Annotated in this window: 24 protein-coding genes and 1 tRNA gene; 13 read left to right on the forward strand and 12 right to left on the reverse strand. The window is 67.7% G+C overall.

Annotated elements, in window-relative coordinates:
- The first annotated feature begins 62 nt into the window (after positions 1-62).
- The 3 genes from FHW12_RS15500 to FHW12_RS15510 are packed head-to-tail and all read left to right on the forward strand — an operon-like array spanning position 63 to position 4,604.
- Positions 63-560, forward strand: coding sequence for a hypothetical protein (locus FHW12_RS15500; protein ID WP_182531948.1), 498 nt, complete (start codon positions 63-65; stop codon positions 558-560).
- Positions 553-4,296: a tape measure protein gene (locus FHW12_RS15505; RefSeq protein ID WP_182531949.1), complete on the forward strand. Its 3,744-nt coding sequence runs from the start codon at positions 553-555 to the stop codon at positions 4,294-4,296. The genes FHW12_RS15500 and FHW12_RS15505 overlap by 8 nt, the downstream gene beginning before the upstream one ends.
- The gene (locus FHW12_RS15510; protein WP_182531950.1) at positions 4,293-4,604 is read left to right on the forward strand and encodes a hypothetical protein; all 312 of its coding nucleotides are present in this window, start codon (positions 4,293-4,295) and stop codon (positions 4,602-4,604) included. The genes FHW12_RS15505 and FHW12_RS15510 overlap by 4 nt, the downstream gene beginning before the upstream one ends.
- Before the next feature lie 24 nt (positions 4,605-4,628).
- On the opposite strand, the gene FHW12_RS15515 is transcribed toward FHW12_RS15510, so the two are convergent.
- On the reverse strand, positions 4,629-4,898 hold the full coding sequence (locus FHW12_RS15515; RefSeq protein WP_182531951.1) for a hypothetical protein: 270 nt from the start codon (positions 4,896-4,898) through the stop codon (positions 4,629-4,631).
- Positions 4,899-4,955: 57 nt separating this feature from the next.
- Positions 4,956-5,411: a hypothetical protein gene (locus FHW12_RS15520; RefSeq protein ID WP_182531952.1), complete on the reverse strand. Its 456-nt coding sequence runs from the start codon at positions 5,409-5,411 to the stop codon at positions 4,956-4,958.
- A gap of 23 nt (positions 5,412-5,434) precedes the next feature.
- Here FHW12_RS15520 and FHW12_RS15525 point away from each other — a divergent pair, with 23 nt between their 5' ends.
- The 3 genes from FHW12_RS15525 to FHW12_RS15535 all read left to right on the forward strand — a co-directional run bounded on the left by FHW12_RS15525 (position 5,435) and on the right by FHW12_RS15535 (position 7,533).
- A complete protein-coding gene (locus tag FHW12_RS15525) occupies positions 5,435-5,788 on the forward strand; it encodes a hypothetical protein (protein WP_182531953.1) in 354 nt (117 codons plus the stop codon).
- 379 nt (positions 5,789-6,167) lie between these two features.
- Complete coding sequence (locus FHW12_RS15530) at positions 6,168-6,668, forward strand: hypothetical protein (RefSeq protein WP_182531954.1); 501 nt, start codon at positions 6,168-6,170, stop codon at positions 6,666-6,668.
- 181 nt (positions 6,669-6,849) lie between these two features.
- Positions 6,850-7,533, forward strand: coding sequence for a hypothetical protein (locus tag FHW12_RS15535; protein WP_182531955.1), 684 nt, complete (start codon positions 6,850-6,852; stop codon positions 7,531-7,533).
- 42 nt (positions 7,534-7,575) lie between these two features.
- Here FHW12_RS15535 and FHW12_RS15540 read toward each other — a convergent pair whose 3' ends face one another.
- The 5 genes from FHW12_RS15540 to FHW12_RS15560 form a co-directional block, all read right to left on the reverse strand.
- Positions 7,576-7,818, reverse strand: coding sequence for a hypothetical protein (locus tag FHW12_RS15540; protein ID WP_182531956.1), 243 nt, complete (start codon positions 7,816-7,818; stop codon positions 7,576-7,578).
- 93 nt (positions 7,819-7,911) lie between these two features.
- Complete coding sequence (locus tag FHW12_RS15545) at positions 7,912-8,280, reverse strand: hypothetical protein (protein WP_182531957.1); 369 nt, start codon at positions 8,278-8,280, stop codon at positions 7,912-7,914.
- A gap of 34 nt (positions 8,281-8,314) precedes the next feature.
- Positions 8,315-8,602, reverse strand: coding sequence for an ADP-ribosyl-(dinitrogen reductase) hydrolase (locus FHW12_RS15550; protein ID WP_182531958.1), 288 nt, complete (start codon positions 8,600-8,602; stop codon positions 8,315-8,317).
- A gap of 218 nt (positions 8,603-8,820) precedes the next feature.
- A tRNA-Pro gene (locus tag FHW12_RS15555) sits at positions 8,821-8,897 on the reverse strand.
- A 92-nt stretch (positions 8,898-8,989) separates the two neighbouring features.
- Positions 8,990-9,451, reverse strand: coding sequence for a cytochrome P460 family protein (locus FHW12_RS15560; RefSeq protein ID WP_182531959.1), 462 nt, complete (start codon positions 9,449-9,451; stop codon positions 8,990-8,992).
- A gap of 173 nt (positions 9,452-9,624) precedes the next feature.
- On the opposite strand from FHW12_RS15560, the gene hisS reads away from it, so the two are divergent.
- From hisS to FHW12_RS15575, 3 genes are read left to right on the forward strand one after another with little or no spacing between them, the layout of a single operon-like run.
- Positions 9,625-11,010: a histidine--tRNA ligase gene (gene hisS, locus FHW12_RS15565; RefSeq protein ID WP_182531960.1), complete on the forward strand. Its 1,386-nt coding sequence runs from the start codon at positions 9,625-9,627 to the stop codon at positions 11,008-11,010.
- The gene (locus tag FHW12_RS15570; RefSeq protein ID WP_182531961.1) at positions 11,007-11,315 is read left to right on the forward strand and encodes a hypothetical protein; all 309 of its coding nucleotides are present in this window, start codon (positions 11,007-11,009) and stop codon (positions 11,313-11,315) included. Before hisS ends, FHW12_RS15570 begins: the two co-directional genes overlap by 4 nt.
- Positions 11,312-13,222, forward strand: a complete 1,911-nt coding sequence (locus FHW12_RS15575; protein ID WP_182531962.1) for an HAL/PAL/TAL family ammonia-lyase — start codon at positions 11,312-11,314, stop codon at positions 13,220-13,222. The genes FHW12_RS15570 and FHW12_RS15575 overlap by 4 nt, the downstream gene beginning before the upstream one ends.
- A 62-nt stretch (positions 13,223-13,284) precedes the next feature.
- On the opposite strand, the gene FHW12_RS15580 is transcribed toward FHW12_RS15575, so the two are convergent.
- From FHW12_RS15580 to gloB, 4 genes are all read right to left on the reverse strand, one after another.
- Positions 13,285-13,821, reverse strand: coding sequence for a hypothetical protein (locus FHW12_RS15580; protein ID WP_182531963.1), 537 nt, complete (start codon positions 13,819-13,821; stop codon positions 13,285-13,287).
- Positions 13,822-13,831: 10 nt separating this feature from the next.
- Positions 13,832-14,614 carry an enoyl-ACP reductase FabI gene (locus FHW12_RS15585; RefSeq protein WP_182531964.1) on the reverse strand — a complete coding sequence of 261 codons (783 nt, stop codon included), beginning with the start codon at positions 14,612-14,614 and terminating at the stop codon, positions 13,832-13,834.
- Positions 14,615-14,719: 105 nt separating this feature from the next.
- On the reverse strand, positions 14,720-16,054 hold the full coding sequence (locus tag FHW12_RS15590; protein ID WP_182531965.1) for a transglycosylase SLT domain-containing protein: 1,335 nt from the start codon (positions 16,052-16,054) through the stop codon (positions 14,720-14,722).
- The gene (gene gloB, locus FHW12_RS15595; RefSeq protein ID WP_182531966.1) at positions 16,051-16,809 is read right to left on the reverse strand and encodes a hydroxyacylglutathione hydrolase; all 759 of its coding nucleotides are present in this window, start codon (positions 16,807-16,809) and stop codon (positions 16,051-16,053) included. The genes FHW12_RS15590 and gloB overlap by 4 nt, the downstream gene beginning before the upstream one ends.
- A gap of 193 nt (positions 16,810-17,002) precedes the next feature.
- Between gloB and FHW12_RS15600 the strand changes: the two genes are divergently transcribed.
- Genes FHW12_RS15600 through dnaQ form a run of 3 tightly spaced genes read left to right on the forward strand, consistent with a single transcriptional unit; the run spans position 17,003 to position 18,884 of the window.
- Positions 17,003-17,695 carry a methyltransferase domain-containing protein gene (locus FHW12_RS15600; RefSeq protein WP_182531967.1) on the forward strand — a complete coding sequence of 231 codons (693 nt, stop codon included), beginning with the start codon at positions 17,003-17,005 and terminating at the stop codon, positions 17,693-17,695.
- Positions 17,692-18,156, forward strand: coding sequence for a ribonuclease HI (gene rnhA, locus FHW12_RS15605; protein ID WP_182531968.1), 465 nt, complete (start codon positions 17,692-17,694; stop codon positions 18,154-18,156). Before FHW12_RS15600 ends, rnhA begins: the two co-directional genes overlap by 4 nt.
- Positions 18,153-18,884 (forward strand): DNA polymerase III subunit epsilon, encoded by a 732-nt coding sequence (gene dnaQ / locus FHW12_RS15610; RefSeq protein WP_182531969.1) that lies wholly within the window; start codon positions 18,153-18,155, stop codon positions 18,882-18,884. The genes rnhA and dnaQ overlap by 4 nt, the downstream gene beginning before the upstream one ends.
- 185 nt (positions 18,885-19,069) lie before the next feature.
- Here the strand turns inward: dnaQ and FHW12_RS15615 are convergent, their stop codons facing one another.
- Positions 19,070-19,774 carry a PP2C family protein-serine/threonine phosphatase gene (locus FHW12_RS15615; protein ID WP_182531970.1) on the reverse strand — a complete coding sequence of 235 codons (705 nt, stop codon included), beginning with the start codon at positions 19,772-19,774 and terminating at the stop codon, positions 19,070-19,072.
- 186 nt (positions 19,775-19,960) lie between these two features.
- Here FHW12_RS15615 and FHW12_RS15620 point away from each other — a divergent pair, with 186 nt between their 5' ends.
- A complete protein-coding gene (locus FHW12_RS15620; protein WP_182531971.1) occupies positions 19,961-21,646 on the forward strand; it encodes an amidohydrolase in 1,686 nt (561 codons plus the stop codon).
- Positions 21,647-22,086 lie beyond the last annotated feature (440 nt).

Below are 22,086 nucleotides of genomic sequence, written 5' to 3' on the forward strand. Positions count from 1 at the left end.
GGAAAACGACCGCGGTTTTCGCGCATATCCGGGCCAGAAACTTGCGTGACTGGTGACCAGCGATGATCTGCACGCGCAACGAATTCGCATCGATCGTCGGCATGTCGTCCGGGTGGGTGTCGAAGGCCCTCGACGAGGGAATGCCAGCAAAGCGATCCGGCCGGAAGGGCGAACGGGTCGAGATCGATACCGCGTCTGCGGTGCCGTGGTTGTTGGACCGCGCATCGAAGGACGAGGGACCGCGCGCCGACAGCCAGCGCGAGCGGCTCAATCGCGCTCAGGCCGAACGCGTCGAACTCGAGAACGCGGTGCGACGCGGCCAGCTATGCGAGAAGGCCGACACACTGGAGGTCGTGCTCTCGGCGGTGCGCGCACATGCGGCGCAACGCAACGGCATAGCGAGCCGCTTGGCGAACGAACTCGCCGGCCTCACGCCTGCCGAGATTCGAGTGCGCATCCTCGACGAGCTCCGCCGCTGCGACGAGCGCTTCTCGAACACATTCGGCATTGACGAAGACGAGCACAACGCTCAAGCCGCGCAGGAGAAGCCGAATGGCTAACGACTTCAAGCAAGTACTCGAGATCGCGTTCCAGGTACTCGGGCAGGAGCAGGCTCAGCAACTCGCCGATGCGCTCGACAAGGTCGGCGACGCCGGCAGCACTGCGGACAGCAAGCTCACGCCGCTCGTCGCCGAACTCGAGACGCTCGGCGACACGTCCGCGAAGGTCGCGCTAGCGCTCGATCTCTCGAAGCGCATCGAAGCGAACAACCAGGCGCTCGCCGAGGCCAAGGCGCAGCTCGCCGATCTCAACCGCGAGTTCTCCCGCACCGACAAGTCGAGCGCCGACGTACGGGTCGCCTTCGAGCAGGCGGAGCGGCGCGTGCGCACGCTAGGTGCCGAGGAGCTGCGATTGCAGACGGCGAGCGCGAACGTCGCGACGACGCTGCGATCGCTGGGCATCGACACGAACAACCTCGCTGGCGCACAGGACAACCTCAAGGCGCGCATGAGCGGCGTCGCCGAGAAGGTGAAGCAGACGGCCCAGGCGATCCAAGGATCCGGCGAGGCCGCGCGCAAGGCAACCGCCGAGCAAGCGGGCTATGGGGACCAGATCGCCGATACGGCGCGCAAGGTGGCCGCGATCGGCGCGGCAGCGCTCGGCGTCACCAGTGCGATCGGCCTCGCGAAGCAAGGCCTTGCAGACCTCATCCGAACGGCCGGCGAGTTCCAGAAGCTCGACGTGCAGCTTGACAGCCTCTTCGGCCAAGGAAGCGACGCGGCGCTCGCGTCGATCCAGCAATTCGCGAAGGACACGCCGTTCCAGTTGCAGCAGGTCTCGGAAGCGTTCGTCAAGCTCAAGGCCTTCGGCATCGACCCGCTCGACGGCACGTTCCAAGCCATCGCCGACGAGGCCTCGACGCTCGGCGGTAGCACCGAGACGCTGACCGGCATTGTTCTCGGCCTCGGTCAAGCGTGGGCCAAGCAGAAGCTCCAAGGCGAAGAGATCCTGCAGCTCGTCGAGCGCGGCGTGCCGGTCTGGGAGCTGCTCTCGCGCGCGACTGGGAAGAACGTCACCGAACTTCAGGCGCTCAGCCAGGCGGGCAAGCTCGGTCGCGCCGAGATCGCGCTTCTGATCCAGGAGATCGGGAAGAGCAGCGAAGGTGCCTCGGCGAAGCTCGCCAACACGCTCCCGGGCCAGATCAACAAGCTGCAGTCAGAGTGGGCCTCATTCCTGAACCTGATCGCGAACAGCGGCGCGCTCGAATTCCTGCAGCAGCAGCTCGCGCGACTGCTCGACCAGGTGAAGGCGCTTTCGGAGTCCGGTGACCTGCAGCGCTACGCGAAATCGATCAGCGAGTCGCTCGTGCAGGTCGCGACCGTGGTCGGTCGCACACTCGGCTTCCTGATCGACCACAAGGAAGCGATTGCGGCCTTGGCCCTCGCCTACCAAGGCTTCAAGGCCTACACCTTCCTGCAGCAGATGGATGCGGTGCAGAAGGTCGGCGAGACGCTCACAGGGAACTTCACGAAGCTCTCAGGCGCGACGAAGGGATTCGGCGCTGCGTTGCTCGCGATCCAGGCGGTCGACGCCGTTCAGAACCTACTCGAACTCAACCGCGCGCTCGAAGAGTCCGCCGGCGTGCAACTCGCGCTCGCGCAGGCAGAACGCGAGCGTGCGGAGGCGCAGGCGAACGCTGCGGCCAAGGCCGCCCAGGTTCGCCAGGAGCTCGCGCGCTACGCCGACACCGTCGTCCTTGCCCATTCGAGCGTCGAGCTCCTCGGCGCAGCGGAGCGCACGCGCTACGGGGAGTCGCTGCAGGCGGCGCAGCGCTACTACACCGCAGTCAACGTCCAGGCGAAGCAAGCCGGCGACACGCAGGCCGCGGCGTTCGCCTCGGAGCGGGTCAAGGCGTACGGCGCCGCGATCGAGGAACTTCGCCAGGCGGAAGACGCGCTCGCGCAGGCGGCCGCCACCGCGCACGACAACCTCGCGCTGAAGGCGACCGATCAGGCGATGGCGAAGCTGTTCGAGCTTCGCGATGCGGGCAAGGGCACAGCGGAGGCGATCGAGGGCGCGTTCGAGACGCTAAACCTGCAGGCCAAGCAGGCACCGGCCGCGCTTGCGGGGATCCTCGCGAACGTGCGCGTCGAGGGCGAGAGTACCGCGCGGGTGTTCGATACCCAGCTCGTGGCCGCGCTCGGCAAGCTCGAAGGGGCCTCTCTGGGACAGTTCCAATCGAACGTCGTCACCGCGCTCCGCGACGGCAAGACGAACGCGGCAGACCTGACGCATCTGCTCGATGCCTCGCTGCAAGCCGCTCTCGGCAAGCTCGGCGTGTCCGCAGTGCAGGCAGGCGTGAAGATCACGGCCTCTGGCGCCGAGATGATCGACACGTTCCGGGTCGTCGCCAGCAACGCTCAGGCGACGGGGCAACAGATCGAAGCGGCGTTCGAAGCTGCACTCGCCAGCGCGAAGACGGAGGCCGAGGCGAAAGCGCTTGGCGACGTCCTCAAGGAGGCGCTCGACGCCGGCCTCATCGGCGCACGCGCTGTCGACGACGAGATGGCGAAGCTGCAGGACCGCATCCGGTCCCTGAAGGCCGAAGCCGATCCGCTTGCGGACTCGTTCGCCGCGCTCGGCATCAAGTCCCAGGCCTCGTTGAACGCCGCCGCCGCTGCGGCGCGCACGGCCTTCGAGGCGATCGCACGCGGTGCGCGCGACGGCACCGCGGCGCAGGCGGACGCCGTGCGGGCCTTCAAGGCCTACGCCGACGCCGCGCGCGCGGCCGCGGCGGACAGCGGCGCCGAAGCGAAGGCGCGCGTCGAGCAGCAACTCGAGGTCCAGGCTTCCGCTCTGGGCTTGCGCGACGTCCTCGTCGAGCTCGGCGCGATCGGCAAGGCCGCCGGCGACAAGACGGCGGACGCCTTCCAGGGCGCGAAGGACACGATCGACAACACGGCCGATGCGGCGCAGCGCGCTGGAGATGCCGCCCGCGCCGCCGCCGACGGACAGGACACCTACACGACCGCGCTGACTAACACCCGCGACGCAGCGACGGGAGTCGTCGCGGTGACGAGCGACATGCACGCTGCGCTCGGCACGCTGACCGAACTGCTCAGTCGCGATGCGAACCTGACGACGATCAGCCTGCAGCAAGCGCAGGACCTCCTGCAGCGCCTTGGTCCGCTCGCCGGCGACGCCGCGCAGCTCCTGACGCAGCGTATCAGCGACCTCGAGGAAGCCGCGCGCAGGGCCGAGGAAACGTCGCAGCGGATGAAGGAGGAAGCCGACAGCCTCCAGGACCAGATCGACCAGCTGCAGGGCAATGACGAGAGCATCGAGGACCGCCGGCATGCCAAGAAGCTCGTCGATCTGAAGGCAGAGGCGGAAGCGAACGGCACGGCGAACACCGCCGAGTATCGGCACCTCGTCGATCTCGAGAACCAGCTTCACAGCCTGAAGCAGCAGAACCTGCGGAAGCAGCGAGACGATGAGCGCGCGCAGGCGGAAGAGCGCAAGAAGGCCGAAGACGATCGTTCCGTGACGCCGGCGCCGACCGCAGAGCCGAAGGACCAAACGCCCACGCCGCGCCAACCGACGCCTGCGCCAGCACCTGCGCCAAGCGGGAAGCAGACGATCGAGATCGTCCTGAACGGATCCGTCCTCGCTGCGCTCAAGAGCGCCACGCCGGCCGAGATCGACAGCTTCATGAATAGGGTGCTGATGCCGAGCTTCCTGCGGGAGATCCGGCGCGCTGCGGCAGCGACCGGCTTGGGAGGATCGCTTCGATGAGCACCGGCTCCATTGAGCGCTCGGTGCGGGAACTCATCGCGCGCGCCAAGCTCGACTATCAAATCGACGTCGCAACACGCGACTACCAGTTCGCCGAAGCGAAGCTCTTGCGCAAGTGCCTGCGAACGCGAATCGCCGCGTTGCTTGCCGCGGGGGAACTCCCAGACCTTCGCGAAAAGATCGTGGCGGCGTTCCCCGACGACATCGATGCCGGCATCGACTACTTCCTGGACGCGGCACTCAAGGCAGACGACGCCGCGAACTCGCTGCACTGGTCGTGGGCCAATGCTCTGGCACAGCGAAGCTGATCGATCGTGTCGTCGTCGAGCTGTTCAAGAAGGCGGCGTAGCCTCAGGCCTTCCGCACTCGTCCCAGGGCTCGATCGTGAGCCCTGCGGCGAATGCCTCGAACGCAGCGCGCGCCGCGTCGATGCTCTCGAATCGTTCGATCCATCCGCGCTGTGGCGGCTGCAGGTGATACCAGCGCACCGAGCACCCGTCGCCGTCCCGCAGGTAGTGCCCGAGCTTCTCGCGGCCCATATAGACCGTGGTCACGATCCCGCCTTGGGCGCCGTAGTGATCTGAGACGTACTCGACTCGCATCGCGCGAGCGTCGGCGTGCGCCGTCGCAACGATTGCGACAGGACAGACAACGTTGCCCTAATGGTTGGGCGTGCTCGTCGGGGACTGCGGTGTTGCAATGGACGTCGCGGCATTGGTTGGGGCTTGCGAACTCATCGAGCAGAGTCCAACGCCGGCGGTTGCGCAACCGATCGCAAACGCACCGTACGAAACGGCAACCAGCGTGATGCAGGCCGTGCGCCAGCGCGAAGATCCGGCTTCGTTCCCCCAGTGTTCCCGATGCTGCGCGAAGTATGCGAACCCAGATGCGAGGGCAGCGCTCAGAACGCCCAGGGCGAACATCCCCATTGCAATCACGATCATCGGAGTAACGCTTCGATCTTTCGATATTACTGCGCCGCAGAACGCGAGCATCGCAACTGCGCTCCCTCCATTCACGATCAGCGCCGTGTTCAGCGCTGCCTTCGCAATGTCGATGACGGACTTGAAAGACTCGATGCCCGCCAATTGTATGCGCCTAAGGTTCGGATGCATGGTGCGCTACCTGTGCAATGGCTGTGAAAACTTTCCTGAAAAGACCGGGGAAACAAGCTGCGACGGGAAGGAGAATACTTGACTACCTGGGCCCGGATCGCTCGTGGTCGATCGCGGAGATCAGCTGCGCCAGGATCTCTTCCTCGAAGCGCAGCATTACGACCTTTCTTGAAGTGAAAGCACAGGGCCTCACGCACTTGACCAGAAGCCAGGACGGACCCCGGGCATTTGGCCAGATCGACCGCGAATGCGCGAAAGAGAATCCCTGGCGGGTTACCGGCGCATTGCGCCGACTGATCGGGTGGAACGGTCGCCGGAAGTTCGCTGTTCACGAAGTTGCGCTCAGGAAAAACTATGGTCGTGCGCAGGCGGAATAGCCGGCGCACGATACGGTTGCGTGGAGTAACGCCGAAGCTTCGAACGACGAATGGGCGTTCGCCTAAATTCTTGACTTGAAACAGTGCGTACTCGATGCCGGCCTGGCCAACCGGACCAATGCTGCGGATACCCAAGAACCCATCGCCTTTCACCCGCCGCTCCGCAAAAGCAACCCCCAGCGCAATGAGCACGGCGACAGATGTCGCGATCGCGCCGATCGCCGTTCCCCATGCTGTTAGCGCGGAGACGCTCCAGGGCGCTCTCGATCGCTTCAAGGCGCGTCGTGAGGCCGCGCGCGCCTGAGGCACTTACCGTCAAGGGGGTTAGAGCCTATCCATATCCGCCGATACACTACGCAGTAGCATAGTGGAGGTGGGGATGAGCACGTCGGAAAGGGTCGCAACGGCGGCGCTAATCGTGTCGCTGCTTTCTTTCATCGTTTCTTTGTGCGCGCTCATAAATAACATTCTGGTCGCACGCCGCGACCGAATCGTACTGGTGGTGACGTGTTCCTTTTTTTCGATCACCGAGCGTGGCCCTGTGGTCGCGCTAAAGATTGCCAACCACGGCCGTAGATCTGCGTCTGTAGCAATCATGCATTGGTATAGCGGCGGCCACTTGACGGAGGAGGGTAGCGTCAGGCTTGGGGAGCACGAATCGGTAGTGGTGCCGATCGCGCTAGAACATGTGCTAAGAGATTTTGAAGGGAATGTCGCCGAACTCATCGATGTTTGGTTTGTAGATGATCTCGACAAAGAGTACCGAGCGCGCAACACCGTCGATGATATCGAGCAGCTCCTGAGTCTGCATAGGAAGCAAGCTAGCCCCCTGAAGTTTGAGGTTCCGATATGGGGTTCCCTACGCCGAGATCGCGACTAGGGGGGGGTCCATTACTCTGATACAGCCTGTCCAGCCAGCCGCGCACATTTCCCCAGATCGCGAGCGGCCGTACTACGACCATCACTTCGCGGCATGATGTAGGAGTCAGGAACACCAGTGGCGCTGTTCCGGCTCTAGCCCTCGAATTTTGCGCCACGTCAGACAGCAAAGGAGAGGCAGAATGAAGGCGCTCTATGTTCTGGCGGGCGTACTAGTGATCGGATCTGGCACGTTGGGCGCACAGGGCAATTCGGCTTCGCGCGACACACCTGATCTTTGCAATCCAGGCGGCATGACTCTGAGGGTTACGCTCAACAAGACAACGCTCCAAACAAAAGATGCATCAAGCGCCAGTGGCTACAAGGTCTGGCCCACGAAGGATCATGATCCCGAGCTAATCCGAGAGATATCCTTCACGCCGTCCTGCGCAGGGACGATTGATGTAAAGGCGCAGTTTCGCGGCATTCAGGGGCGCGTCAATCGATCCATCTGCCTTCATGACGATGTCGCTCAAGCGCTTTGCAAAGTAAACCGGAAGAACGATAGTCCAAAAGACTCTGGCGCAAGCATTAGGCTTTCGATCAACGGCGCCGAGATTTGCCGAGACAATGATGGGCCGGCCGGCCCCCCTGCTCCGGATACGCCGAAATGGCATCGAGGGCGCGGCAACTTCAACGAGTACAACCTCTATTGCCCAAAGAAGGACGCGCAAGGCAAAGATGTAGGTGCGCTGCGCTACAACGTTGCAGCCGGATCGAAGCAAGTCGTGGACATGTACATGTGGAATACATATGCCGCCATAAAACCCGACGCAAAATCGGGAGTTGTCCTAACGGTAACGTTCGAGCCTGCCGAAGTGAACTGAACCATAACTCGGCGGAGATCGACAGCGGCGACCTACAGTCGCCTAGCCGGCGTCTTGCGTGACTGCCTTGGCCTTTCGCTTGCGTGGCCGATAGCCAGCGCGGTTGGCTTCCCGCCACGCCAAGACCTCACCGGCAACCCACGTCGCAGGCCGCATCGTCAAGCGCACGGGGAAGTCCGGCCTACAGGCGACCGTTTCCAGCACGGTCCTGGCAGCGAGCCCCAGCAGCTCGCCAACTTCCTCCGCGCCGATCGCGCGAAGCTCGAACGGGATCTTCGATTCCATGAGGGCGAGGATAGGCGGCCGGCGTCGCACGGGCTGAGAATAAAAAGGGCCGCACGAGGCGGCCCTTTTCCATCACAGTGCGTGTCGAGCGCGTTACGCTCGCTTTCGCGCAGGCTCTACCGCCTCATCAGCGACGACTTCTTCCGGCATAGCTTGCGCCGCTTCGATTTTCGACAACGTGCCGAACGCCTCGCGCGCCATGTTCTTAAACTCCATGGTCGTGAAGCGCTGCAGTACGCGGCGGATGAGAGGCTGATAGCCCAAGCCTTCACGGTTCGCGATGAACTTCAGGTCTTGGATCAAGCTCTCCGGCAGCCGGATGGAGATCAGCTTCAGGCCCAGAGATTCGTCGACAGCGAGATCGTGTTCGGCCGGCATGCGCACGGCATGCTCCTTGGACTGTCCAAGCTCGCCCTTCTCGAAGGCGCACTCGTCAGTTTGCTCGATCATCTGCTTGGCCATATGGTCCCCCACAGAGGTCACTCTCTAGTTAGTTTCAGGAACACAACTCCGCGTATAACTTGTCCGAGCCATCCTTAGGCTCGAATGCGGACTTGATTGCGTAGTACGTTGGGTATTCGATATAGACCACCTTCAGAACGCGACCTTTGTCGGTCGGTGCCACGAACCACAGCGACGGAGGATTCGTCGCATGCTTCTCGCGTGAGTCTCGAAATGAAGGACCTTCGCGGTTAAGAAAGCACTGCCAAATCTCTTCGTGCGAGACGTCGTGCTTTTCGCGCAGCTTCTCAGTGACTTTCGGGGAAATGCGGAAGGGCTTCATGCCTGCCTCATCGCGAGGGGTTGGTCACGAGCCATCAATGCCCCCGGTGCTGTCACTTTGACGCACCCTGTATATACAAACGATGAAGGGTAAAACAAGTGCCTGAAGTGTCTGGCCGACGAACGGCAAATTCCTCCGTGGGAGCAATTTTGCAGACGTCTTGCTGACACGCACGAAAAAGGCCGCCCTTGCGGGGCGGCCTAAGTCGTTGAATGAGTTGGTCGGGGTGACAGGATTCGAACTTGCGACTTCTACCTCCCGAAGGTAGCGCTCTACCAGGCTGAGCTACACCCCGACTCGGGACCCGCCGTGGCGGGGCCGCGAATTCTAAACGAGGGTCCGCGCGTGGTGCAACCGTCCGCGTGCGGCTGCGTTCATCCGGGCGGGTCAGCCGCGCAGGCGCGTGTAGACGTGGTCGCGGGTGCCGGGCTTGCTGTGGCAGGCGAGGCAGGCGCTCGCGGCCTTGTCGCCGACGAGCGCGCGCGAGCGGTCGCCGGCCTCGAAATTCTCGAACCCCCAGCCTGCAGTCGCGGCGTAGCGCGTCGAGTCCTTGACCATCACGCCGAGCATCTTGCGCGAGCCCTCGGTGAGCGCATGGTCGGCGTCGCGTGCCTCGAGCGTGTCGTAGACGAGCACGGCGCCGTCGGGGAACGTGCCGCTGCGGTATCCCTCGAGCGCGAGCGGGTTCGCGTACGTATGGTTGATGCCGCCGAGCACGGCGTAGAACGGGTGGCCCGCCTGGATCACCGTCGTCGACACGTGGTGCCAGTCGCGGTAACCGTCGGGATAGGGCACGGTCGCGGTCGATGCGGCGAGTCCGAGTGCGAGCAGCAGGGGATGAAGGGTCATGCGGCCTCCGTGGTGTCGCCTCGATGCTAGCGGTGCGGCGTGCGGGCGCGGGCGGCCCGCTTGCGCGCATCCGCGCACATTCCTGCGCGCCCGCGCGCGGCGAAAAGCCGCCATCTGCTACGCTATTCGTTTCGCGACGCCGTGCGTCGCCGCCCCGCCGTACCGAGGATTCCATGGCTGTCACGCAAGCCCGCACCATGCCCGGCGTGCTCGAGCTGCTGCCGCTCGACCAGGTCGCCTTCCAGTCGATGCTCGATGCGGTGCGCCGCAACTTCGAGCGCTTCGGCTTTCTGGCCGTAGAGACGCCGGTGATGGAGTTCTCGAGCGTGCTGCTCACGAAGGAAGGCGGCGAGACCGAGCGCCAGGTGTATTTCGTGCAGTCGACCGGCGCGCTGCAGGCGGCGAAGGACGGCGAAGTGCCGGAACTCGCGCTGCGCTTCGACCTCACCGTGCCGCTCGCGCGCTACGTCGCCGAGCACGAGCACGACCTCGTGTTCCCGTTCCGCCGCTACCAGATCCAGCGCGTCTATCGCGGCGAGCGCGCGCAGCGCGGTCGCTTCCGCGAGTTCTACCAGTGCGACATCGACGTGATCGGCAAGGACGCGTTGTCGGTGCGCTACGACGCCGAGCTGCCTGCGGTCATCTACGCCGTGTTCCGCGACCTCGACATCGGCGCGTTCACGATCCAGATCAACAACCGCAAGCTCATGCGCGGCTGGCTCGAAGGTCTCGGCCTCGCCGACGCGGAGCGGCAGGCGGCGGTGCTGCGCGAGGTGGACAAGCTCGACAAGCGCGGCGTCGACGCCGTGCGCGAGACGCTCACCGGCGAGGCGTTCGGCCTTTCCGCCGATGCGGTCGCCAAGCTGCTCGACTTCGTCGCGTTCCGCTCGACCTCGCTCGCCGATGCGCTCGCCAAGCTCGCGTCGCTCGGTACCGGCAGCGAGGCGCTCGAGCAGGGGCGCGCCGAGCTCGTCGAGGTGCTGAACCTCATCAAGGCGTTCGGCGTGCCCGAATCGCACTACGCGCTGAACCTGTCGATCGCGCGCGGCCTCGACTACTACACCGGCACGGTCTACGAGACGACACTCAACGAGCATCCGCAGATCGGCTCGATCTGCTCGGGCGGTCGCTACGAGAACCTCGCGAGCCACTACACCAAGTCGAAGCTGCCCGGCGTCGGCATCTCGATCGGCGCGACGCGCCTGTACTGGCAGCTGCGCGAAGCGGGCCTGCTGAAGGGCGGTCGCAGCACGGTGCAGGCGCTCGTCGCTCAGATGGACGACGCCGAGCTGCCTCGGTACCTCGCCCTCGCGACCGAGTTGCGCTCGGGCGGCATCAACACCGAAGTCGTGGTCGAACCCGGCAAGCTCGCCAAGCAGTTCAAGTACGCCGACCGCGCGGGTATCCGCTTCGTGCTGGTGCTCGGTTCCGACGAGATCGCGAAAGGCACGGTCACCGTCAAGGACCTGCGCAAGCAGGACCAGTTCGAGGTCGCGCGTTCGGAGCTCGTCGAGGCGTTGCGCGTGGAGATCGAGCAGGCGACGGTGATGCCCGCATGATGCGACGCGTATTCGCGATCGCCGGCACCCTGCTTCTCGCCGCGTGCGAGCCCGGCGGGTTTTCCTCGACGCGCATCGACGATCACACGTATCGCGTCGAACTGTCCGCGTGCAGCACCCGCTTCAGGAGCGAAAGCGAGGTTGCTCAAGTACGGCGTCGCCTCCAGAACGAGGCCGACAGGCTCTGCGGACGAGGAAAGGCGGCGGCAATGGAGGAGCCCGAGCAGGTCATTCGCAGCAGCGCAGGTTCCGTACTCGGCGAATGCTCGATGCTCGCCCTCGAATCCACCTTGACGTGCAAATGAGCGACGTGAGCGAAATCCTTCTCGACGGCAACAGCCTCACCCGCGACCACGTCGCGGCGATCGCGCGCGGCGCGCGCGTGCAGCTCGACACCACGCAGCTCGCGCGCGTGCAGCGCGCGGCGGACTTCCTCGCCGACAAGGTCAGCTGCGGCGAGCCGATCTACGGCGTGACCACCGGCTTCGGCAGCAACGCCGACAAGCTGCTCGGCGCGCATCGCATGCGCGACGAGCTGCCGGGCGGCAACCCGCAACCGCGCAGCGAGACGTTGCTGGAGGAGCTGCAGCACAACCTCGTGATCACGCACGCGGTCTGCGTCGGCGAACCGTTCGACGCGGGTGTCGTGCGCGCGATGCTCGGCATCCGCATCAACACGCTCATGCGCGGGCATTCCGGCATCCGGGTGTCGACGCTCGAGGCGCTCGCCGCGCTGCTCAACCGCGACGTGATCCCGGTGATCCCGCAGAAGGGTTCGGTCGGCGCGAGTGGCGATCTCGCGCCGCTGTCGCACCTCGCGATCGTGCTGCTCGGCGGCGGCGAGGCGTTCTTCGGTGGCGAACGCATGGCCGGTGCGCGCGCGCTGGAGCGCGCGGGACTCGCGCCGATCAAGCTGTCGTTCAAGGAAGGCCTCGCGCTCAACAACGGCACCACGCAGATGCTCGCGACCGCGGCGCTCGCACTCGAGCGCCTCGGCGACCTGCTCGACACGGCCGACCTCGCGGCGTCGATGACGCTCGACGCGTTCGCCGGTCGCAGCGGCGCGCTGCGCGAGGAAGTGCATGCGCTGCGTCCGCACCCGGGCCAGGTCGGCACCGCGCGCCACGTGCGCGACCTGCTCGACGGCTCGACCCTCGTCGACATCGCCTACCACCTCGTGCCGCGTTTCCGCGGCTGGTCGGCCGACGCATGGAGCGATGCGCAGGACCAGCAACAGAGTTTCGACATCGCATGGGACTGGGTGCCGCCGTCGCAGCGCCACGGGCGCGAGGCGTTCTACCGCCGCTTCCTGCCGTTCAAGGGCGGCAAGAAGCACCAGCCGCAGGACGCGTACTGCCTGCGCTGCATGCCGCAGGTGCACGGCGCCGTGCGCGACGCGTACGAGCAAGCGTGCCGCGTGATCGACATCGAGCTCAACGCGGTCACCGACAATCCGCTGATCTTCCCCGATGCACCGGACGCGCGCGTGATCGAGGAGCAGGTGATCTCGGCCGGCCATTTCCACGGCATGCCGCTCGCGCTCGCAATGAGCTACGTGAAGGCGGCGATCCCGGTGCTCGCGTCGATCTCCGAGCGACGCCTCAACAAGCTCGTCGATCCGGCCACCAACGACGGCCTTCCGGCGTTCCTGATCGGCAACGAGGACGCGACCGACTCCGGCTTCATGATCGTGCAGTACACCGCCGCCGCGCTCGTCAACGACCTCGCCACGCGCGCGCATCCGGCGAGCGTCTACTCGGTGCCGACCAGCGCGAACGCGGAAGACCACGTCTCGATGGGCGCGAACGAAGCGCGCCACGTGCTCGACATGACCGAAGACCTCGCGCACGTGCTCGCGCTCGAGCTCTACACCGCGGCGCAGGCGCTCGATTATCGCCAGGACATGCTCAACGCCGCGCGCCGCCTCGCCCAGCGCGGCGACTGGCGCGCGCTCGCCGCGAAGATCGCCAACGCACCCGACACGACGCACCCGGCGCGCAAGCAGTTCGAAACCGAAGTGCAGGCACTCGCGAAGTCGCTCGCCGAAGCCGCCGACTTCCACGCCGGCGCCGCGGTGCGCGCCGCGCACGCGAAGGTCCGCGAACGCATCGCGTTCATGGCGCGGGATCGCGCGATGGACGGCGACGTCAGGGTGGCGTGCGACATCGTCCGGGAAGGCATCCTGCCGACGCGTCGGCACGACGACCGCTGACGACGTATCGCCGCATCGCGGGTGGAATGGATGCCCGTTCTACCCGCGCTACGTGCTGCACGTCAGCGCGCGTGTGCTTCGCGGGCGGGCGTGTCGTCGGGCCACAGCCGCGCGACGATCGCTTCCGCGTCGGTGACGCCTTCGCGCGTGTAGCGCGTCCATTCGTCGGGTTTCGGCGGCCGGTTCGTCGGCACGGCGCCCCACGCGCTCACGCGCAGAGCGAACACGATCGTGCCCTTGCTCACAGCGAACGGTTTCACCGCCTGCACGGCGTCGACGAGCGCGGGTTCGCTCGCGCGCGGCAGGTTCGGCCACACGTCGAGCCACGCCTTCGAGCGCCCATCCGGGCGCACGGCAAGCACGAGGAAGCCCGAGGTCGGGCGCGGTGGATCGACGCCGGCGAGCGCCTTCGTCGCGGCCGCTTCGATCGACGCGATGTAGCCGTTCATCGCCTGCGCGCCGCCGGGCACGCGCTCGCGCAGCGTGGCTTCCGATTGCAGCAGCACGAAGCCGAGCGTGCGCCAGGACGGCGCGGCGGCGCGCGCGGGCGCCGCCGCGAGCAGGGCGAGCATCGCGACGACGATCGTCAGGCGATGCATCGCGCGGGACTCAGATGCCGGTCATGCCGAGCGTGTTGTAACCCGCGTCGACGTAGGTGACTTCGCCGGTGATGCCCGACGCGAGGTCCGAGCAGAGGAACGCGGCGGCGTTGCCGACTTCCTCGATCGTGACGCTGCGGCGCAGCGGCGCGTTCTCCTCGACGTGGTCGAGCATCTTGCGGAAGTTGGCGATGCCGGACGCGGCGAGGGTCTTGATCGGGCCGGCGGAGATCGCGTTCACGCGCGTGCCTTCCGGGCCGAGGTTGTAGGCGAGGTAGCGCACGTTCGCCTCGAGGCTCGCCTTGGCCAGGCCCATCACGTTGTAGTTCGCGAGCGCGCGCTCGGCGCCGAGGTAGGTGAGCGTGAGGATCGAGCCGCCGCGGCCCTTCATGAGCGGTCGCGCGGCCTTGGCCATCGCGGCGAGGCTGTAGCTCGAGATGTCGTGCGCGATCGCGAAGTTCTCGCGCGTGAGGCCGTCGAGGAACTCGCCGGCGAGCGCTTCGCGCGGCGCGAAGCCGATCGAGTGGATGAGGATGTCGAAGCCGTCCCAGTGCTTGCCGAGGTCGGTGAACAGGCCTTCGATCTCGGCGTCCTTGGTGACGTCGCACTTGAGCACGATGTTCGAGCCGAATGCGGTCGCCGCTTCGTCGACGCGATCCTTGAGCTTCTCTTCGACGTAGGTGAAGGCGAGCTGGGCGCCTTCGCGGTGCATCGCGTTGGCGATGCCCCAGGCGATCGAGCGCTGGCTGAGGATGCCCGTGACGAGGGCGCGCTTGCCGTGCAGGAAACCCATGTGCTCTCCAAGATCGTCGCAGCGGAAAGCATGGATTCTAGCAGCGCGCATTCCGGCAGCGGCGCCCTACGTCCGCGTACGTCCTTGCTGCCGCCGGCGCGGTGCTCAGCCCGCGTCGAGGCGGAGCTTGTCGCCCAGGTGCAGGGTGCGGCCGGCTTGCGGATTGAGCTGCTGCAGGCGGCGCAGCGGGATGCCGTAGCGGTGCGCGACGCCGGACAGCGTGTCGCCGGAAGCGATCACGTGCACGCGCGTGCCCGCCGCGGTCGCGGGCTCGTCGACGGGTTCGGCTTCGTGGCCCGGCAGCAGCAGGCGCGTCGCCGGCAGCACGGTGGCGTCCTCGTCGATCGCGTTCGCGGCGGCGAGCGCGCCGACCGGCACGCCGAGCTGGCTCGCCCAGCTGCCGATGCCGCTCGTGCGCGCGGCGCGCTCCTCGCGCCAGTCGTTCCAGAGCGGCTGCGGCATCGCCTGCGAGGCGACGAGGAAGCGCTCGACGCGCGTCTCGGGCAGCAGCAGCCGGTGCGGCACGCCGTCGGGCATGCGGTTGCGCCGATAACCCGCGTTCCAGCGCTTGAGGTCGTCGAGCGGCACGCCGGACAGGCGCGCGGCGAGGCGCAGGTCCATGCCGATGGGGAGGTCGGTCACGCGCAGGCGCGTGTCGGGTCCGGGCTCTGGCAAGGTGACGTGGAAGCGCGCGGGATCCTCGACGATGCAAGCGAGCGCGAGCAGGCGATCGAGATGTTCGTGCGTGATGCGGTTGAACTTGAACTGCGCGAGCTCGCCGGCCTCGAGGTCGCGCGCGTCGCGGCCGCCGAGCAGCTTCTTGACGCGGAACTCGCCGCTGTTGAACGCCATGTCGGCGAGGCGCCAGTCGGCGAACTCGCGGTAGTAGTCGGCGATGAGGTCGAGCGCGGCGTGCGTGGACGCGAGCGCGTCGAGGCGGCCGTCGTAGTCCTTGCGCACGAGGAGGCCGGCTTCGCGTGCGGTGTCGGGCACGAGCTGCCACATGCCCGCGGGTACGTCGCCGCGCGTGGGGATCGGCCGGTACGTGCTCTCGACGTACGGCAGCATTGCGAATTCGCCGGGCAGGCCGCGCTGTTCCAGCTCGTCGACGACGAGGCCGAGGAACGGCAGCGCTTCCTTCCAGCTCGCGACGAACGCGCGCGGCGACTGCGTGTACGCCTTCGCCCAGCGCTGCACGCCGGGGCTGTAGTCGCAGCCTTGCATCGCGAACAGGCTGCGCAGGCGGCCCCAGGTCGAGCGCTCTTCGGCGCTCGTGCTCGTCGTCGGCGGCGGACTCGGCGAGGGCGTCGATGCGGGTGTTTCCGGTGTCGGCACGGCGGGCGGCGGAACCTGCGGCGCGCGCGTCGGCGGAGTCGCGCACGCGGCGAGCAGGAGCAGGCCGCCGCCTAGCAGGGCAGTGCGCGCGTCGATGCGGATCACGGCGCGGGCATCCGGAACGCGTCCTTGCGCCGACGCAGTTCGGCGAAGCGCGCGACGCGATCGTCGATGCCGATCGTTTCGCGCAGCGCGGGCGCGTCGATGCGCAGGAACGGGTTGGTCGCGCGCTCGTCGGCGAGCGTCGACGGCACGGTCGGTTCGCCGCGCGCGCGCTGCGCGTCGGCCTGCACGGTGCGTGCGGCGAGCGCATCGTTGGACGGATCGACGCCGTGCGCGAACGCGCAGTTCGCTTGCGTGTACTCGTGCCCGCAGCACACGCGCGTGTCGCCGGGCAGCGCGGCGAGCCGCTCGAGCGAGGCGAGCATCTGCGCGGGCGTGCCTTCGAACATCCGGCCGCAGCCGACGCTGAACAACGTGTCGCCGCAGAACAGCACGCCTGCGCCGTGGTAGGCGACGTGGCTCAGCGTGTGCCCGGGGATCGCGAGCACGTCGAACGCGAACGCAGGCCGTTCGAGCACGACATGGTCGCCGCCGCCGACGCGCGCGTCCGCGTGCTCGATGCGTTCGTCGCGCGGTGCGTACACGCGGCAGCCGTGGCGCGCGGCGAGCGCGCGCGCGCCACCGATGTGATCGTTGTGATGGTGCGTGAGCAGGATCGCGCGCAGGCGCAGGCCGTGTTCGGCGAGCGCGCGCTCGACCGGCGCTGCTTCGCCGGGGTCGACGACGAGCGCATCGCCACCCTGCGCGAGCAGCCAGATGTAGTTGTCGGCGAGCGCGGGCAGGGCGAGCAGGGTCATGAACGCCGGACTATAGGCCAGGCCTGCGGGCGGCGACGTTAAACGATCATTAGGCCGGCGCGGGTCGCGCTACACTGCGCAGCTGCGAGGTGGTCGCGCTGGCGGCCACCCGCGATGGATCGACGACCAAGTCCTTGATCCTTGAACGAGAGTCGCCGAAGCGACTGCCGCCACCCTGGGGTTTGCCTGCCGCGTGATCACCGGTCCCGACAACCTGTTCGTCCTGCCGGAGTTCGAGGCACTGCTGCGCGAGGAACTCGCGCGCGTGCCCGCGCTCGTGCTGCGCCAGCCCGCGGGCGCGGCGTTGCTGATGCAGGCGAGCGCGTCGAACCGTGCACTGCCGGCCGACCTGCGCCACCTGCGCGCGACGCGCCTGCACGTCGAGGACGGCGGTTTCGCCGGCGACGCGCGCTGCACGAGCGACGCGCTCCCTTACGAAAGCGATGTGTTCCAGTTCATCGTCGTGCAGCACGCGGCCGACGCGCTCGCCGCGCCGGAAGCGCTCGTCGACGAACTCGCGCGCGTGCTCGCGCCCGGCGGCACGCTGCTCTGGTTCGGCCTCAATCCGTGGAGTCCCTGGATGCTCTGGTTGCATTGGCAGGCCCGGCGCGGCGTCGCATTGCCGCACGCGCGCCATTCCGACACGCTGCGCCGTCGGCTGCAGCAGGCGCAGCTCACGCCGGGCAGCGGCGCGACACTCGGCGCGTGCTGGCCTTCGCTCGCGCCGCGAGGCGACGGCTCGCGCCTGCTCGCGCCACTGCGTGGTGCCTGGATGCTGCTCGCGTCGAAGCAGCGCGCGGTGCTCACGCCGCTGCGCCCACGACCGTTGCGCTCGGTCACGCCGCATCCTTCGCTCGCCGTGCCGAGCCGGCGCGTGCGCGCATGAGTGCGGCGAAGCAGGCGGTCGAACTGTTCACCGACGGCGCCTGCCTCGGCAATCCGGGGCCGGGTGGCTGGGGTGCACTGTTGCGCTTCGGCGACCGCGAGAAGGAACTCAGCGGTGGCGAGGCGCAGACCACCAACAACCGCATGGAACTCATGGCCGCGATCGCCGGGCTGGAGGCGCTGACGCGCCCGTGCGCCGTCGACCTCACGACCGACTCGCAGTACGTCAAGCGTGGCGTCGAGGAATGGATGGCGCGCTGGCGCGCGAACGGCTGGCGCACGAGCGACAAGCAGCCGGTGAAGAACCGTGACCTGTGGGAACGCCTGTCCGCCGCGCTCGCCTCGCACGAGGTACGCTGGCACTGGGTCAAGGGCCACGCCGGCCACGACGAGAACGAACGCGTCGACGTGCTCGCCCGCGAAGCGGCGCTGGTCGTCGCAGGACGCAAGGAACGGGCGTGAGACAGGTCATCCTCGACACCGAAACCACCGGCCTCGAAGTGCAGCGCGGCCACCGCGTGATCGAGATCGGCTGCATCGAACTCGTGCAGCGTCGGCGCACCGGGCGCGAGTTCCACACCTACCTCAATCCCGACCGCGAGATCGACGAAGGCGCGCGTGCGGTCACCGGCATCGCCGACGAATTCCTGCTCGACAAGCCGCGCTTCGGCGAGATCGCGCGCGAATTCCTCGACTTCATCGACGGCGCCGAACTGATCGCGCACAACGCGAGCTTCGACGTCGGCTTCCTCGACGCCGAACTCGCGCGCGCGGGCGTCGAAGACCCGCGCATCGCCGCGCGCGCGCAGGTGCTCGACACGCTCGTCCTCGCGCGCGAGAAGTTCCCCGGCCAGCGCAACAGCCTCGACGCGCTGTGCAAGCGCCTCGACGTCGACAACAGCCACCGCGGCCTGCACGGCGCGCTGCTCGACGCGAACCTGCTCGCCGACGTCTACCTCGCGCTGACCTCGGGCCAGGGTGCGCTCGGCTTCGGCGACGAGAGCGCGCCCGGCGAAATCCGCGTCGCGGCGGAACTGCGCATCGTCGCGCGCCCGCGCGTGCTGCGCGCGCTCGACGCCGAGATCGTGCTGCACGAGGCGCGCATCGCGGCGATCGACAAGGCGAGCCGCGGGGCATGCGTGTGGCGTCGCCTCGAAACGGAAGCGGCGTCGATCGCGGCCACTGCGTAGGTGCGAGCAGGGCGGGACGCGGCGGCGCGGGAAGGTCGATGAAGGCGAGACGCGTGGCCGCGAGTCCCACCGGGTTCGACGAGGCGTGATCGCAGGTCGATGGTGGGACTCGCAGTCGAACGCCTTTGCATGCCCGCGCCGTGTCGTGCCGCTGCGACCGCCCTACGTCATGATGGTCGCCGCGTTCAGCGCGCGCGGACGAGGATCACCGTAACGTTGTCCGACCCACCCCCCTCGAGCGCCGCGAGCACGAGATGGTCGACGCACTCCTGCGCCGACAGCTCGGTGCGGCCGACGATCGCGGCGATCGCGCTGTCCTTCACCTCTTCGGTGAGGCCGTCGCTGCAGATGAGCAGTTGCATGCCGGGGTTCAGCTCGCCGCGCATGCTCGCCACGCGCAGCGACTGCGGGTCGGTGACGCCGAGGGCCTGGGTGACGACGTTGCGGTGCGGGTGGTTGCGCGCCTGCTCGCTCGTGATCGCGCCCTGGTCGATCAGTTCCTGCACGTAGGAGTGGTCCTGCGACAGCTGCTTGAGGCCGTCGTTCCACACGTAGATGCGGCTGTCGCCGACCCAGGCCACCTCGAACCCGCCGTCCTTGGACAGGCGCATCGCGGCGATCGTCGTGCCCATCGGCAGCGCTTCGGAGCGGCGCGTCGAGTGGCGGATGATCTCCTCGTCGGCGATCTGGATCGCGCGCACGAGTTCGGTGCCCTTGCTCACCTCGCGCACGAGCGTGTCGCGCGCGAGCGCGCTCGCGACCTCGCCGTGCTCGTGCCCGCCCATCCCGTCGGCGACGAGCCACAGGCCGAGGTCCGCGTCGGCGTAGTAGGTGTCCTCGTTGTGCTCGCGGCGCAGGCCGACGTGGGTGCTGTGTCCGAATTCGATCATGCGCGGTGTGCAAACTCCCTGAAGGACCCGCGCAGCGGGCGGCAGCGGCCCTGTCCCGGCGCCGTCCGGGCATAGGATGCCGCCGACGTCGCGCCGGGCGCAAGCAACGGTCGCGCCGGGGCGCGGTACCCGCGCAGGTGCCGGACCCGCTATCGTTGCGGAATTCCAGTCGCCGCGGGGACTTCGATGCGCATTTTTCACTATTCGCTGCCCCTCGCGCTGGCGATGGCCCTCGGCTCGGCGACCGCGGCGGCGGGCGAACTGCTGGTCGACCACGTCGACGGCTACACGCTCGACGGCGCGGGCAAGCTGCGCCGCTTCGAGGCGATGCGGGTCGCCGACGGCAAGGTCGTCGCGACCGGCTCGCACGCCGAGCTCGTGCGCAAGGCGGGCAAGGCCGAGGTCGTCGACGGCGGCGGCCACGCGCTGCTGCCCGGCCTGATCGACGCCCATGGCCACGTCATGGGCCTGGGCGAGATGAAGGTGCGCGCGGACCTGGTCGGCACGTCCTCCCTCGACGACGCGCTCGCGCGCGTGCGCGCGTTCGCCGCGAAGCACCCGGACGACGTCTGGGTCATCGGCCGTGGCTGGAACCAGGTCGTGTGGAAACTCGGCCGTTTCCCGACCGCAGCGGAACTCGACCGCGCGGTCGCCGACCGCCCGGCCTGGATGCACCGCGTCGACGGCCACGCGGCGTGGGCGAACGCCGCCGCGCTGCGCATCGCCGGCGTCACCCGCGACACGCCCGACCCACCGGGCGGACGCATCGAGCGCGACGCGCAAGGCGACCCGAGCGGCGTGTTCGTCGACGCGGCGATGGCGCTCGTCGAGCGGCACGTGCCCGCGCCGACCGAAGCGGAGGCCGCGCGCATGCTCGACGCCGCGCTCGCCGAGATGGCCCGCGTCGGCCTCACCGGCGTGCACGATCCCGGCATCGATGCGGACACCTACGCGCTGTACCGCCGCTACGCCGACGAGCACAAGTTGACCGCGCGCATCTACGCGATGATCGGCGACGTCGGCGACGACTTCGACACGATCGCCGCGAACGGTCCGCTCACCGGCTACGGCGACGGCTTCCTCGACGTGCGCGCGGTCAAGCTCTATGCCGACGGCGCGCTCGGCAGCCGCGGCGCGGCCCTGCTGGCGCCGTACTCGGACGATCGCGCGAACACCGGCCTGCTGTTCCACGCGCCGGCCGAAATGACCGCGATGATCGACAAGGCGGTCGGCAAGGGCTACCAGGTGTGCATCCACGCGATCGGCGATCGCGCCAACCGCGAAGTGCTCGACGCGTTCGCGAGCGTGTACGCGAAGCGCCCCGACGCCCGCGCGCTGCGCAACCGCATCGAGCACGCGCAGGTCGTCGCACCGGCCGACATCCCGCGCTTCAAGGCGCTCGACCTCGTCGCCTCGATGCAGCCGACGCACGCGACGTCGGACATGAACATGGCCGAGGACCGCGTCGGTCGCGAACGCCTGCGCGGCGCGTACGCGTGGCGCACGTTCCTAGAGCAGGGCACGCGCATCGCCGGCGGCTCGGATTTCCCGGTCGAATCGGCGAACCCGTTCTTCGGCCTGTATTCGGCGGTCACGCGCCAGGACCACGACGGCCATCCGCCGCACGGCTGGCACGCGGAGCAGGCGATGACGCGCATCGAGGCGCTGCGCGCGTTCACGCTCGACGCCGCCTGGGCCGGCCACGCGAGCGAATCGCTCGGCACGCTCGAACCGGGCAAGCGCGCCGACTTCATCCTCGTCGACCGCGACTACTTCACCGTCGCGCCGTCCGAGATCTGGAAGACGCGCGTGCTGCAGACCTGGGTCGGCGGCAAGCGCGTGTATGCCGCGGAGACGCCCGCGGCGCGGTGAACGAACCCGTGGACGACCGGACTCTCGCGCGGGGAGCGTGGTCGCACCATGGGTGGGGGCGAGGAAGCTGCGCGATGATTTCGCGCGTTTCCCCTCATCCGCCTCCGGCACCTTCTCCCGCGAGCGGGAGAAGCGAAAGGCATCCCATCCACTCGCGTGCGCATTACGCCTTGCCCGCTTGCGGGAGAGGTCGCGCCGCAGGCGCGGGCAAGGAAGGCCCGCGACCGCTTCGCATCGTTCCCCTCATCCGCCTCCGGCACCTTCTCCCGCGAGCGGGAGAAGGAAACGGCATCCCATCCACTCGCGTGTGCATTACACCTCTCCCGCTTGCGGGAGAGCGCGCCGCAGGCGCGGGTGAGGGAAGGCCCGCGACGGTCTCGCAGGGTTCCGGTGCCACCACCGAGCTGGCATAGTGGCGACGACGGAATCCCCGGCTTCCG

The sequence above is a fragment of the Dokdonella fugitiva genome, from assembly GCF_014138265.1.
Classification (GTDB): domain Bacteria; phylum Pseudomonadota; class Gammaproteobacteria; order Xanthomonadales; family Rhodanobacteraceae; genus Dokdonella_A; species Dokdonella_A fugitiva_A.

Bases quoted from the DNA above. Each gene is read 5' to 3' on its own strand.
- FHW12_RS15500 (WP_182531948.1), top strand. From the start codon at position 63: ATGATCTGCACGCGCAACGAATTCGCATCGATCGTCGGCATGTCGTCC.
- FHW12_RS15505 (WP_182531949.1), top strand. From the start codon at position 553: ATGGCTAACGACTTCAAGCAAGTACTCGAGATCGCGTTCCAGGTACTC.
- FHW12_RS15510 (WP_182531950.1), top strand. From the start codon at position 4,293: ATGAGCACCGGCTCCATTGAGCGCTCGGTGCGGGAACTCATCGCGCGC.
- FHW12_RS15515 (WP_182531951.1), bottom strand. From the start codon at position 4,898: ATGCGAGTCGAGTACGTCTCAGATCACTACGGCGCCCAAGGCGGGATC.
- FHW12_RS15520 (WP_182531952.1), bottom strand. From the start codon at position 5,411: ATGCATCCGAACCTTAGGCGCATACAATTGGCGGGCATCGAGTCTTTC.
- FHW12_RS15530 (WP_182531954.1), top strand. From the start codon at position 6,168: ATGAGCACGTCGGAAAGGGTCGCAACGGCGGCGCTAATCGTGTCGCTG.
- FHW12_RS15535 (WP_182531955.1), top strand. From the start codon at position 6,850: ATGAAGGCGCTCTATGTTCTGGCGGGCGTACTAGTGATCGGATCTGGC.
- FHW12_RS15540 (WP_182531956.1), bottom strand. From the start codon at position 7,818: ATGGAATCGAAGATCCCGTTCGAGCTTCGCGCGATCGGCGCGGAGGAA.
- FHW12_RS15545 (WP_182531957.1), bottom strand. From the start codon at position 8,280: ATGGCCAAGCAGATGATCGAGCAAACTGACGAGTGCGCCTTCGAGAAG.
- FHW12_RS15550 (WP_182531958.1), bottom strand. From the start codon at position 8,602: ATGAAGCCCTTCCGCATTTCCCCGAAAGTCACTGAGAAGCTGCGCGAA.
- FHW12_RS15560 (WP_182531959.1), bottom strand. From the start codon at position 9,451: ATGACCCTTCATCCCCTGCTGCTCGCACTCGGACTCGCCGCATCGACC.
- hisS (WP_182531960.1), top strand. From the start codon at position 9,625: ATGGCTGTCACGCAAGCCCGCACCATGCCCGGCGTGCTCGAGCTGCTG.
- FHW12_RS15570 (WP_182531961.1), top strand. From the start codon at position 11,007: ATGATGCGACGCGTATTCGCGATCGCCGGCACCCTGCTTCTCGCCGCG.
- FHW12_RS15575 (WP_182531962.1), top strand. From the start codon at position 11,312: ATGAGCGACGTGAGCGAAATCCTTCTCGACGGCAACAGCCTCACCCGC.
- FHW12_RS15580 (WP_182531963.1), bottom strand. From the start codon at position 13,821: ATGCATCGCCTGACGATCGTCGTCGCGATGCTCGCCCTGCTCGCGGCG.
- FHW12_RS15585 (WP_182531964.1), bottom strand. From the start codon at position 14,614: ATGGGTTTCCTGCACGGCAAGCGCGCCCTCGTCACGGGCATCCTCAGC.
- gloB (WP_182531966.1), bottom strand. From the start codon at position 16,809: ATGACCCTGCTCGCCCTGCCCGCGCTCGCCGACAACTACATCTGGCTG.
- rnhA (WP_182531968.1), top strand. From the start codon at position 17,692: ATGAGTGCGGCGAAGCAGGCGGTCGAACTGTTCACCGACGGCGCCTGC.
- FHW12_RS15615 (WP_182531970.1), bottom strand. From the start codon at position 19,774: ATGATCGAATTCGGACACAGCACCCACGTCGGCCTGCGCCGCGAGCAC.
- FHW12_RS15620 (WP_182531971.1), top strand. From the start codon at position 19,961: ATGCGCATTTTTCACTATTCGCTGCCCCTCGCGCTGGCGATGGCCCTC.